The sequence below is a fragment of the Acetobacter sp. AN02 genome, assembly GCF_029759835.1.
GTDB lineage: Bacteria > Pseudomonadota > Alphaproteobacteria > Acetobacterales > Acetobacteraceae > Acetobacter.
Genome location: NZ_JAJJND010000072.1, coordinates 1 through 11,846 on the forward strand (window position 1 = coordinate 1; position 11,846 = coordinate 11,846).

10 protein-coding genes are annotated in these 11,846 nt (G+C 60.5%); 2 read left to right on the forward strand and 8 right to left on the reverse strand.

Annotated elements, in window-relative coordinates; translation table 11 throughout:
• The first annotated feature begins 256 nt into the window (after nt 1–256).
• Both LOC54_RS08960 and LOC54_RS08965 read left to right on the forward strand, forming a co-directional pair.
• The gene (locus tag LOC54_RS08960) at nt 257–1,330 is read left to right on the forward strand and encodes an AI-2E family transporter (RefSeq protein ID WP_279313474.1); all 1,074 of its coding nucleotides are present in this window, start codon (nt 257–259) and stop codon (nt 1,328–1,330) included.
• A 50-nt stretch (nt 1,331–1,380) separates the two neighbouring features.
• Nucleotides 1,381–2,016 (forward strand): endonuclease/exonuclease/phosphatase family protein, encoded by a 636-nt coding sequence (locus LOC54_RS08965; protein WP_279313482.1) that lies wholly within the window; start codon nt 1,381–1,383, stop codon nt 2,014–2,016.
• Between the two features lie 3 nt (nt 2,017–2,019).
• On the opposite strand, the gene recJ is transcribed toward LOC54_RS08965, so the two are convergent.
• The 8 genes from recJ to LOC54_RS09005 all read right to left on the reverse strand — a co-directional run bounded on the left by recJ (nt 2,020) and on the right by LOC54_RS09005 (nt 11,732).
• On the reverse strand, nt 2,020–3,813 hold the full coding sequence (recJ, locus tag LOC54_RS08970; protein WP_279313475.1) for a single-stranded-DNA-specific exonuclease RecJ: 1,794 nt from the start codon (nt 3,811–3,813) through the stop codon (nt 2,020–2,022).
• Nucleotides 3,814–3,822: 9 nt separating this feature from the next.
• Nucleotides 3,823–4,821 (reverse strand): class II fructose-bisphosphatase, encoded by a 999-nt coding sequence (glpX, locus tag LOC54_RS08975; protein ID WP_279313476.1) that lies wholly within the window; start codon nt 4,819–4,821, stop codon nt 3,823–3,825.
• A gap of 45 nt (nt 4,822–4,866) precedes the next feature.
• Nucleotides 4,867–6,189, reverse strand: a complete 1,323-nt coding sequence (locus LOC54_RS08980) for a homoserine dehydrogenase (protein ID WP_279313477.1) — start codon at nt 6,187–6,189, stop codon at nt 4,867–4,869.
• A 3-nt stretch (nt 6,190–6,192) separates the two neighbouring features.
• Nucleotides 6,193–7,410, reverse strand: a complete 1,218-nt coding sequence (locus LOC54_RS08985; protein WP_279313478.1) for an LL-diaminopimelate aminotransferase — start codon at nt 7,408–7,410, stop codon at nt 6,193–6,195.
• Nucleotides 7,411–7,534: 124 nt separating this feature from the next.
• Nucleotides 7,535–8,482 carry a lauroyl acyltransferase gene (locus tag LOC54_RS08990; protein ID WP_279313479.1) on the reverse strand — a complete coding sequence of 316 codons (948 nt, stop codon included), beginning with the start codon at nt 8,480–8,482 and terminating at the stop codon, nt 7,535–7,537.
• Nucleotides 8,479–9,468: a tetraacyldisaccharide 4'-kinase gene (lpxK, locus tag LOC54_RS08995; protein ID WP_279313480.1), complete on the reverse strand. Its 990-nt coding sequence runs from the start codon at nt 9,466–9,468 to the stop codon at nt 8,479–8,481. The genes LOC54_RS08990 and lpxK overlap by 4 nt, the downstream gene beginning before the upstream one ends.
• Nucleotides 9,465–11,423, reverse strand: coding sequence for a glycosyltransferase N-terminal domain-containing protein (locus tag LOC54_RS09000; protein WP_279313481.1), 1,959 nt, complete (start codon nt 11,421–11,423; stop codon nt 9,465–9,467). The genes lpxK and LOC54_RS09000 overlap by 4 nt, the downstream gene beginning before the upstream one ends.
• Nucleotides 11,424–11,489: 66 nt before the next feature.
• The gene (locus LOC54_RS09005) at nt 11,490–11,732 is read right to left on the reverse strand and encodes an EAL domain-containing protein (protein ID WP_279313483.1); all 243 of its coding nucleotides are present in this window, start codon (nt 11,730–11,732) and stop codon (nt 11,490–11,492) included.
• Nucleotides 11,733–11,846 lie beyond the last annotated feature (114 nt).

An 11,846-nucleotide genomic window follows, 5' to 3' on the forward strand; every position in this document is an offset into this window, starting at 1 on the left:
CAAACTCAAATCTACTTTCCTCGCAGCCGTGCAGTTCGCTTCAATCATCATACTGCTTAACTGACGACACGACGTAATAAATGTGTTTTTTGATACAAAAATAATCTTTTTTGTACTATGCTTATATTTAGATGCCGCTTCAGCTTCCGGGATTCTTCCCCTTCTGCAAGAACCGTATTATCGTCCTGAAGGGGATACGGATGCCCGCACCACGGGGCATGAGCCGGTCCCCTGATTACCGGAGCGGAAGAGGAGCATGACGGCAGAACGTATCATCATGGTCCTGCTGATTCTGGGTGTTGCCTGGGGCTGCGTCGTGGTTATCGGGCCGTTCAGTTCAGCGCTCCTGTGGGCTGCGATCCTCGCCTACGTTACCTGGCCTGCCTATGTATGGCTGCGTTCAAGAACCGGAGCCATACCGGCTGTCATCCTGATGACAATTCTGTGCGCAACCGGCGTTCTGGTACCTGTGGGGCTTGTTGCCTCGGAAGGTATTTCCGCCGGACCGGCAGCGGTCGAGTCCATCGTCAACACATTATTCCCCGAATTCCGGATTCCCGCACCTCCGGCCTGGGTGGCCAGAATACCGGGAATCGGTGCGGAACTTCAGGCAACATGGGGCCAGACGGCCAACGATATCCGCCACCTGTCCGAAGTCGTCCGTCCCTATGCCGGGAATATTACGGAATCCGCTCTCAGCCTCCTGGTGCAGCTCGCCAGCGGGGGGCTGCATCTCGTCATGGCCATTTTCATTGCCATCTTTTTCTGGCTCAGCGGCGATTCTCTGGGGAAAACCATCTCATCGCTGTTTTTCCGGATCGCAGGAGAGAAAGCTCCGCGCATCCTGTCCGTCATCGGTGGCACGATCCGCGGCACGGTCTATGGTATTCTCGGAACGGCCCTGATCCAGGGCATTCTGACAGCAACGGGCTTTGCTCTTACGGGATTGCCCGAGCCTGTCCTGTTCGGTGCGATAGCCGCTTTTCTTGCCGTGCTGCCTATCGGTGCGCCGCTGGTCTGGGTGCCTGGCGCCATCTGGCTGGCGATGTCCCACCACCTCTGGAAGGGCATTGCCCTTGCACTTTACGGAATTATCATCATCTCAGGCATAGATCATTTTATCCGCCCGGCCTTCATCGCGCGGGGCGCCCAGATGCCCTATCTTCTGACACTTATTGGTGTTGTCGGTGGGATTCTTGAGTTCGGCGGCCTTGGTATCTTCCTCGGCCCGGTTCTGCTGGCAGTAGGGTACACGCTCACGGTCGAGTTCGCTGCGGGAGGCCGGACCGCCATCATGACCGGAAACAGAGATCCGGGGGAGCAGGCTTGAAAAATATCGTTCTCAAGGCGCGTGATATAGGAACAAAGCCATTCCGGAAAATCCGTGCTGAACGAACCCTTTCAGGTTCATCTGCCCTGCATAAGGTCATCAGCTGGAATCTCCTGCACAGTATCGGCGCAACGGCGGAAAATGTCGCGGAACTGATCTCCTCATATCGTCCGGATCTTCTGCTGATGCAGGAAGCCACTTCAGATATGGATCAGATTTCCCTGCTCTGCGGCGGATATTATGCGCGCGTCCCGTTGCCGGGCCGTATCCACGGCCTTGCCTGCTGGAGCACCACACCTTTCCTCAAAGCACCGGCCTCCTGCACGATCCCCTCCGGACCGATTGTCAAACGGGTTGCGCAGATCATTCACTGGTCCGGAGGAATATCCTTCGCCAATGTTCATCTGTCTCACGGGCAGATGCAGAACAGGCGCCAGCTCCGCAGTCTCAGCGATGTATTGCAGGGACCGGCAGCCATTCTCGGAGATTTCAATCTCGTAGGCCCGACGCTGATGCCCGGATTTGCCGATGTCGGCCCCAAAGCGCCGACGCATAAAATGGCGGATCTGGTGCCGATCCGGATTGATCGCTGCCTCGTGCGGGATCTGCGCTGCTCAAACGCCAGAGTGCTTCCGGTGTTTGATTCGGATCACAGGCCGATTGAGGTCATTCTCTCACAGGCCTGACTCTCAGGAGCCGGCCAGAGCAACATCGCTGATGAAAAAAGAGAGACTTTCCCGGCCGTTCCAGCTCTCCATGCGCAGACAGCCCGCAACGTGCAGCAAAGGCCGCTGTCTGTCTTCCAGCACCGGCAACGCAGGTGAATCCTGAACACGGAACATTAGTGCCTTTAGCGTTCCCGTGCCCTGATCCCCCAGAATGACCCGGATGGTGTTGCCATCCTTGCCGATCCGGTCATACCGGACCACCCGGACATTCTGAAGAATAAGAACAGGCTCTTCATTTCCGGCACCGAACGGCTCCATCGCCGCCATATCACGCGTACAGGCCTCAGTCGCTGCAGACAACGGAAGTACCGCGTCAATCATAAGGGGCGGTGCGGCAGGTGCCTCACATGCTGCCGCAAGACGCTCGTTCATGAAGGCGTGAAATTCAGACAGACGATCCTGTTCCAGACCGAAACCCGCAGCCATCATGTGGCCACCTCCGGTCAGGAGAATACCGTATTCCCGCGCGGCAATAACCGCTCGCCCGATGTCACAGCCCGGGATCGAGCGTCCGGAGCCCTTCAGAATACCGTTTTCATCTGTCGCTGCCACGAGGGCCGGACGATTGAATTTTTCCTTAATCCGCCCGGCAATAATGCCGACGATACCCGGATGCCATGCCGCAGATGCAGTCAGTACAACAGCATGACCTGCGGCAATCTGAGCTTCAGCCGCCTTAAGGGCTTCTGAGAGCGTATCCTGCTCCACTTCCTGGCGGGTACGGTTCAGCGATGTCAGCTGCCGGGCGATCGTTCCGGTCTCTTCCTCGTCCGAGGACAGCAGCATCTTTGCCCCAAGACCGGCATCCCCGATGCGCCCTCCCGCATTGACCCGCGGACCCAAGGCGTACCCGCAGGAAAAAGCCGTCGGCTGACCGTTTACTCCTGCCGCGTCCATCAGGGAGCGCAGACCTGTCCTTCGGCGCTGCCCCATTATCTTCAGGCCCTGTGTCACGAATGCACGATTCGTACCGGTCAGGGGCATGACATCGCAGACCGTCGCCAGTGCCACCAGATCAAGATCATCAAGCAGCGGCCTGCGATCATTTTCCATCAGCTTCATGGTCGCCGCCATGACAAGCCATGTCAGGGCGGCTGCACACAGTGTGCGCAGACCGGACTCGCAATCACCTCGCTGCGGATTGACCGTGGCATGAACAGGCGGAGGCGGTCCCTCCGTCACGTGATGATCAATCACCACAATATCCGGCGCGTGTTCCATCCGTGCGAAAATATCTGCAGCACTGGTCCCGCAATCCACGCAGACGATAAGTCCGGCCCCCTGCTCCGCCAGCGCATCCATCGCTATGGGATTCGGTCCGTATCCTTCGGTAAGACGATCAGGAATATGCGTCAGGACCCTGCATCCGGACCGTTGCAGAAATCCCGCCAGCAATGCCGCAGAACATGCTCCGTCGACATCATAATCGCCGAAAATACCGACCGTTTCTCCCGCACGGATGGCTGATACCAGCCGCTCCGCAGCCTTATCCATGTCTTTCAGGGAAAACGGATCCGGCATCAGGGTCCGCAGTGTCGGATCAAGGAAAAGATCCGCCGTCTCCGGGGTAACACCGCGTCGGGTCATCAGACCTGCCAGAAAATCCGACAGGTTCTTTTTCTGAGCCAGTGCCAGGGCCAGGCGTTCCGTCCGGTCATCCGGCTCAGATCGCCATACCCAGCTTCTGCCGGTCAGACTCAGGCCGGAATGCAGACCCGTAACGGGGGAAAAAGCCTGTTTAACAGCCTTACTCACCTGAACGGATCAGCTTACACCCCAGGTTTTCGTACGGAAGTTATGAATACCTTCCACAAAGCGAAGCGTGCCGGATTTGGAGCGCATTACCAGAGAGTGCGTCTGGGCTCCGGCTTTCGTACGACGCACGCCCTTGAGGAGAAAACCCGATGTCACGCCCGTTGCCGAGAACAGCACTTCACCATCGGCAAGGTCGTGCAGTCCGAGCTTGCGATCCGGATCACGGCCCGGGTTCATCTTGCGCGCTCTTTCTTTCTGCTCCTCATCTTCAAACAGAAGGCGAGCCTGCATCTGTCCGCCGGTACAGCGAACGGCTGCAGCGGCCAGCACACCCTCAGGCGCACCGCCGGAACCTGCAAAAATATCGACCTGGCTGGTGGACAGACACGCGGCGATGGCAGCGGCCACATCGCCGTCGCTGAACAGTCTTACTCGGGCACCGGCCTCACGCGCCCTGGCGATCATTTCCTCATGACGCGGGCGGTCCAGTGCACAGAGATTGACCTCCCGGATGTCCTTCCCCAGGGCCTTTGCAAGGTTTTTCAGATTGGTCGTGATCAGAGATTCAATATCGACAACGCCCTCAGGCAGATCCGGTCCGACAACGATCTTGTCCATATAGACATCCGGCGCGTGCAGGAATTTTCCCTTCTCTGCCAGAGCGACGACCGTCATGGCGTTCGGCATGTCCTTCGCGCAGAGATTGGTTCCTTCCAGAGGATCAACCGCGATATCCATCTCCGGACCGCCTGCACCGACTTTCTCACCGATATAGAGCATCGGCGCCTCGTCCATCTCACCTTCACCGATCACGACGGTTCCGTCGATGGTGACCGTATCGAAGGCTTTTCTCATGGCCTCGACCGCGGCACCGTCTGCCTCGTTCTTCTGACCGCGTCCGGTCCAGTGGCTGCTGGCGATCGCTGCGGCTTCCGTCACGCGTACCAGTTCCAGGGCCAGGTTCCGGTCGGAAACGTGATAGGAAGCATCGGAGGATGAAACGGACATGATCTGACCTTTTTTATTTTGACCCGGGTAAAAACAGGCGAAATATCACCCTTCCTCGACCCGCATCAGATTGGGCTGCTCATACACCACCGGGAGGGCAGCAATCCGGCTGACGGCGTTCTGCATTGCACCGCCCGTTGTCCGGTGCGTCATCAGCACCAGCGGTACAACATTCTTTTCCCCGTCCGGTTCAGCCGGTGTCTGCAGCATTCTGCTCAGTGAGATACCATATTCGCGCAGAATTGCGGTGATATCGGCCAGCACACCGGCTTTATCCTCGACCGTCAGGCGCAGATAGAACGCGCCTTCGGAGTGCTCGGGAGGCAAACAGCGAAGAGGCTCGCGATGTGCTGCGGTGCGGACACCCCAGATCGGAGCTGTCGCACCGCGTGCAATATCTATGATATCGGCGCAGACCGCAACAGCGGTCGGGCCGGCTCCGGCGCCGCGCCCTTCCAGCATGAGATTTCCGACGAAGTTGCCTTCCGCCAGCACGGCATTGAACACGCCGTCCACCTGCGCGATCGGCAGATTTTCCGCGATCAGGCAGGGGCTGACCCGGGCCTCGATTCCGTCGGCGCTTTGCTGTGCCACGCCCAGCAGCTTGATCCGGTATCCCAGATCACGAGCGAAGGCGAAATCAAGCGCGCTGACCGTGCCGATCCCCTGGACGGTCAGACTGTCGAAATCGACAAAGCGACCGAAGGCGAGTGCGGCGAGGATGGAAAGCTTGTGGGCAGCGTCGATGCCGTCCACGTCGGTGGACGGGTCCGCTTCCGCGTAGCCCAGGGCCTGCGCCTCTGCCAGAACGTCACTGAAATCCCGGCCGGTCTCACGCATTGTGGTGAGGATGTAGTTACAGGTGCCGTTGAGGATTCCGCCGACGCGGGTCAGGCGATCGGCTGCGAGGCCTTCCCGTACGGTTTTGATCGCCGGGATACCGCCTGCGACTGCGGCCTCGAACAGCAGGGGCGCATCGTGCTTCTCGCTCAGAGCGGCCAGTTCGTCGCCATATACTGCAACCAGAGCCTTGTTGGCTGTCACTACCGGGCGACCGGCCCTGAGCGCGTCCGTTACCAGGGTACGTGCGACGCCTTCGGAGCCGCCGATGAGTTCGACGACAACGTCCACTTCAGGGTCTGCTGCCAGATCGGCTGCATCTTCATACCAGCGCAGGTGATCCAGTTTTACGCCGCGATCGCGGGAACGGTCGCGGGCAGCGACTGCAGTGACCTCGATCCGGCGTCCGGCGCGGGCCGTGATGAGGTCTGCATTGTCCGTCAGGAGCCGGATGACGCCTGCCCCGACGGTGCCGAGGCCTGCGATTCCAAGACGGAGTACTGTCTGCGAACTGTCCTGAACGGTCACGATTCAACTGTCTCCGGTACGTGTTTTGACGGCTGATTGAGCCCGTTTTTTTGCGAAGAAAGTTTTAATGGCTCGTGTTGCCTGGCGGAGGCGGTGGGTGTTCTCCACTAGGCCGATCCGCACGAAGCCTTCCCCGTATTCTCCGAAGCCGAGGCCCGGGGCCACGGCCACGCCTGCTTCCTTAAGCAGCAGTTTTGAGAATTCCACGCTGCCTATTTCGCGGAAGGGTTCGGGAATTTCTGCCCATGCGAACATGGAGCCTTCGGGCGGTGTGACGCTCCATCCGGCACCCGTCAGTCCGCGCAGGAGCACGTCCCGGCGTTCCTTGTAGAGCGCGCGTATGTCCGCAACGCAGTCCTGCGGACCGGAGAGTGCGGCGACGGCAGCGACCTGGATCGGAGTGAACGCACCGTAGTCCAGATAGGATTTGATGCGTGTCAGGGCCTGGATCAGGCGTTCGTTTCCGGCCGCAAATCCCATTCTCCAGCCTGCCATGGAGTAGGTTTTGGACAGGGAGGTGAATTCAACCGTGATGTCCTTTGCGCCCGGCACGGCGAGCACCGAGGGAGGAGGCGTATCTCCGAAATAGATTTCGGAATAGGCCAGATCGGACAGGATAAAGATTTCCTCGCGGCGGGCGAAGGCCACGAGATCCTTGTAGAAATCGATATCCGCGACATAGGCCGTGGGGTTGCTCGGGAAATTGACGATCAGCGCGGTCGGTTTCGGAACCGAGTGTTTTACGGCCCGCTCCAGTGCGCGGAGCATGTTCTCGTCCGGATAGGCCGGGATGGAGCGCACGGCGGCTCCGGCGATGATGAAACCGAACTGATGGATCGGGTAGGACGGGTTGGGCACGAGGATCGTGTCACCGGGGCTTGTGATGGCCGCTGCGAGGTTTGCCAGCCCTTCTTTCGAGCCGAGCGTTGCGATCACTTCCGTTTCAGGGTTCAGCGACACGCCGAAACGGCGCTCGTAATATCCTGCCAGCGCGCGGCGCAGTCCGGGGATTCCGCGTGAGACGGAATAGCGGTGGGAGCGCGGGTCCGCGACGGTCTCGATCAGTTTCTGCACGATGTGTGGGGGTGTCGGGCTGTCGGGATTGCCCATTCCGAGGTCGATGATGTCCTCGCCACGATTCCGGGCCGCGGCCTTGGCCTTGTTGACCTCCGCAAAGACGTAGGGAGGGAGGCGGCGGATGCGGTGAAATTCTTCGGTCATGGCCGGACAGTCCTGAACTATCCACGAATGTCTGCAAGGGATTCACAGACATAACTACGGGGGCGATATGTATAGGAAGCGCAGCCGCTGCGGGCAAGCATATCTGCGGCATGGGGGTGCATGATCACGCACTCTTTTTCCCGTTCTCAGGGACGGTGGCCATGACCTCTTTAGGCCAGCGGCGATGGAGCCAGAGCCAGCTTTCCGGTTTTTCCCTGATCCAGGCCTCAAGTCTGTCATTGACCTGCTGCGTCAGGGCCCGGACGTCTGCCTGGCGGTCTCCGCTGTCGGGCAGGTCCATCGGCGGTTCCACGACGATCCGAAGCCGGGCCGGGCCGAGGCGCACGACGTGCCCGGGAATGACGGTGCATCGATAGCGCAGGGCCATTGCGGCCAGGGCCGGGGCGGTCATGGCCGGATGACCGAACAGACGGACGCCGATTCCGTCGTTCATTTTCTGATCGACGAGCATACCCAGCCGTCCGCCTTTTGCGACCCAGGCGAGGGCATCGCGTGCGCCGCGTGCGCCTTTGGGAAACAGCGGCACGGAGACGCCCATGGCCTGATCGCGGAGGCTGCGGATCAGGGTGTCGATCATCTGGTTGTCTGCGGCGCGATAGAAGGATGCGAAGGGGGCACCGTGGCGGGCGACGGCGGGGGGGAGCATTTCCCAGTTGCCGATATGCCCCGAGACGAAGAGCACCGGCCCGCCTTTTTCCGCTGCCGCGTGCAGGTGCTCTGCTCCCGTAACCTCAAAACCCGGGCCGTGCGGCGTGTTTTCCTGAAGACCGGCAAGGTGCGGAAATTCCCCGACCGTTCTGCCAAGATTCTCCCATACGCCGCGTATGATCCGGTCTCTTTCCGGCGCATCCAGCTCCGGCATGGCGAGACGCAGATTGCGGTCCGCGACGCGGGATACGCGCAGATACGGGCCGATCATCCGGCAGATTTTTCCGCCAAAATCTGAGGCGCGCACGGGGCCGAGCGCGCGCAGGAGGGTCAGGGCGGCGCGGGCAGCAGCTGTTTCGGCATGGTGCAGGGCGTTGCGCAGGGGCTGTTTCAGGCGGGTCATGGGGGTGTATCTGTCCGGAGGGGGCAGTATCTGTCGAGCAGCATTTCGATCTGGCGTTCGTCCTGCCAGCGCAGTGTTACGGGGATGGCCGTTATGTTTTTGCGGAATTCCGGCGGAAGACGTACGGCGTCTTTTTCCGTTGTCAGAAGGCGTGCGCCGGATCGTGCGGCGCGGGCGGTCAGTCGATCGAGATCCTGCCGTGTCCAGACGTGATGATCCGGGAATGCGATACACTCCAGCGGGATGATTCCAGCCTGCCTGAGTGAGGTGAAGAACTTTTCGGGACGGCCTATTCCGGCAAAGGCAATGACGGTCTGCCCTTTCAGCAGTTCTGCGTGTTCCTCATTTGAAAGTCCGGCTTTGAGGACGGGCATGGTTCCGTGTTCGACGGCATCACCCTCCCCCATGATGATCATAGCGTCTCCCTGTTTCAGCCCGACGCTGAGCGGCAGTCTGAGCGGGCCTGCGGGGAGCACGCGTCCGTTTCCGAAGCCCGTGGCTCCGTCCACGACGATCAGTGACAGATCCTTTTCCAGAGAGGGATTCTGCAGTCCATCATCCATCACGAGGCAGGTCGCGCCTGCGGCAATGGCGGCGCGGGCTGAGGCAGCGCGGTCGGCTCCGATCCATGCAGGCGCGACGGCGGCGAGCAGCAGTGCCTCGTCCCCGGTGTCTGCGGCTGTGTGCTCCTGCGGGCGCACCTGCAGCGGGCCTCTGAGTCTGCCGCCATAGCCGCGCAGCAATGCGTGGGGCTGATGGCCGCGTCTGTGCAGCCGACGGAGGAGATCCAGCGTGAGGGGTGTTTTTCCGGTTCCGCCTGCCGTCAGATTGCCGCAACAGATGACGGGAACCGAGACCCGCTCACCTGCCCTGCGCAGTCTGCTGACGGCGATGCTGCCGACCAGGGCGGACAGAGGACTAAGCAGCGCGGTGCGCAGGCCGGGCCGGGTGAACCAGAATGCGGGAGCCTGCCAGCGGGGGATCATGTCGCGAGCCGGGCGGTTCTGAGGATTTTCCGACTGAGCTGTTCCGGCAGCGCTTCCGATGCGCTTGCGGCTGCCTTAAGCCGTGCGCCCGTGTCCTGGCGGAGACTGTCATTGGTCAGCATGGTGGTCACCCATGCGGCGAGATCCTGCGGTGTATCTGCGATGCAGACGTCTCCTTTCAGGAGTTCAAAGGCGTCCTGGAAGTTCTGTGTACGCGGGCCGGATGCGATGACGGCTCCGCATTTTGCCGGCTCAAAGGGATTATGTCCGCCACCGGGTCCCGTGCTCAGGCTGTTGCCTATGAACACGATGGGGAAGAGTGCGAAAAACGTTCCGAGATCGCCGAGCGTGTCTGCGATCCAGACCGTGTCCTGCGGGGTTGGAAACTGGCTCTGCGCCAGTCTGGGCGCGTTTCCGGCCAGCCGGGCCAGTGCCTCTCCGCGTATTGGGTGCCTGGGGACGATGATCAGGAGGAGATCGGGGAATATCTGCCTCAGGAGAGAGGCGGCCTCGCAGAGCGTGGCGTCCTCACCTTCATGCGTGGAGGCGGCGAGCAGGACTGGTCTGTCTGCGGTCGCTTGTCTGATTTTCTCTGCCAGGATCGGGTCTGCGGCCGGCGGCGGTGCGGCCATCTTGAGGTCTCCGGCGCAGAAGACATCATGTGCACCGGCCTGTCGGAAGCGCCGTGCATCCTGGTCGGTTCGTGCCGCGACCCATGACAGCCGTCCGAAAACACCCTGAGCGACCCCGGGGAATCTGCTCCAGTTTTCCGAGGCTTTTTCTGATAGCCTACCGTTGACCGTCACGACGGGGATTCCCCGGCTGTGACAGCCTGCGATCATGCCGGGCCAGATCTCGCTTTCCGTCAGCACCAGGATGTCGGGGCGCCAGTGCCTGAGAAAGCGCCCTGTCCAGCGTGAGACATCGAGCGGTACGAACTGGTGGATCAGGCACGGAGAAATCGCTTTCCTCCGGACCAGCTCGGCTGATGTGAGCGTGCCGGTTGTCAGCAGGATATGCACGGAGGATGCGCCAAGTATCCGTTCCGCGAGAGGCAGGATCGAGAGCGTTTCTCCGACGCTTGCGGCGTGGATCCAGATGATCGGCCCGTCGGGACGAGGATGATCTGTCATACCCATACGTTCGCGGATGCGTTTCGGGTCTTCCTTGCCTTTTCGTATGCGAAGTCTTCCGGACAGGATCAGCGCCGGGGAGATGAGGTCCGTTACTCCATGCCATAGCCGGTCCGCCAGGCTGCGGGAGCGGAGACTCTCGGCCCGTGCGGTGACATTGTTCAGCTTTTCTGCCAGTTCCTGAGCGACAGAGGTCTCTTCCCTGCCCTTCGCATCGATCGGCGCAGCCGCACAGAAGACGCCGCGTCCGAAGGGCATCGGGAAGAGCAGTCTGTCCCATGAGCGAAGGCGTATTCCCGCGCAGGTCATCCCGACCGGTACGATTTTTACGCCGGAATGTGCTGCCAGGCGGATGACGCCCGGCTGAACCTCCCGTCTCGGACCTCGTGGTCCGTCAGGGGTGATGGCAATCAGGCTGCCGTCGCGCAGGAGACGCAGCATCTGCCTGTAGGCTGCGGCGCCGCCTTTATCCTTGCCTTTTCTGCTGCTTGATCCTGCGATTCCGAAGATACGCCACGGTCTGACGATATCGGCGATGAAACGTCCGTCACGGTTTCTGCTGATCAGGACATGCAGGCGCAGGTCGGGATTCTGCGGCTCTGCCCACCACCACAATGCGGGTGAAAGCGGCAGCGTCTCGTGCCAGAATGCCACCAGTGCCGTCTGCCCTTCCTGCCCGGTCAGCAGGGCGCGGGCTTCCGGGTGCATTTCGGATCGCCAGGATGTGGTCTTCAGGGCGATATAGAGCCATCTGCGGAAAACGACCGTCATCACAGCCCGGACGGACAATCCTGCCGGGAGGCCGGTTTCCGGCGTCTTCATTGCTCCGTCTTCCGCACTGTCATGTCTGAGCGCCTAGCACGGCTCTTCAGGAGCTCAAAATTCCGGTTATACCCCCAGTCTCTGTGGCTGGCTGAGATGATACAGCCTGTCCTTCGGCTGGGGTTTTCCGATCAGATATCCCTGGATCAGAAGTTCAGGATAGCGGCGCAGGCTGGCAAGTTGGCCTGTGGTCTCGATCCCTTCCGCTACCACCTTGATGTTGAGGCCCGAGCACAGGGAGATGATTGCATCCACGATCACGGCGGCCTGCTGATCGGTCAGCATGTCCCTGATGAATGAGCGGTCTATCTGGCTTTATTGCAGAAATACTACGGCGTGTCGTCAGTTAGGTTCTGTTGACAAAAGATCTTCTCAGACTGGCTTGGACGTGATTCAACGCTGGTCTTTACGGAGACCTGTGGA

Bases quoted from the DNA above. Each gene is read 5' to 3' on its own strand.
- LOC54_RS09000 (WP_279313481.1), bottom strand. From the start codon at position 11,423: ATGAAGACGCCGGAAACCGGCCTCCCGGCAGGATTGTCCGTCCGGGCT.
- glpX (WP_279313476.1), bottom strand. From the start codon at position 4,821: ATGTCCGTTTCATCCTCCGATGCTTCCTATCACGTTTCCGACCGGAAC.
- LOC54_RS08985 (WP_279313478.1), bottom strand. From the start codon at position 7,410: ATGACCGAAGAATTTCACCGCATCCGCCGCCTCCCTCCCTACGTCTTT.
- LOC54_RS08990 (WP_279313479.1), bottom strand. From the start codon at position 8,482: ATGACCCGCCTGAAACAGCCCCTGCGCAACGCCCTGCACCATGCCGAA.
- LOC54_RS08960 (WP_279313474.1), top strand. From the start codon at position 257: ATGACGGCAGAACGTATCATCATGGTCCTGCTGATTCTGGGTGTTGCC.
- lpxK (WP_279313480.1), bottom strand. From the start codon at position 9,468: ATGATCCCCCGCTGGCAGGCTCCCGCATTCTGGTTCACCCGGCCCGGC.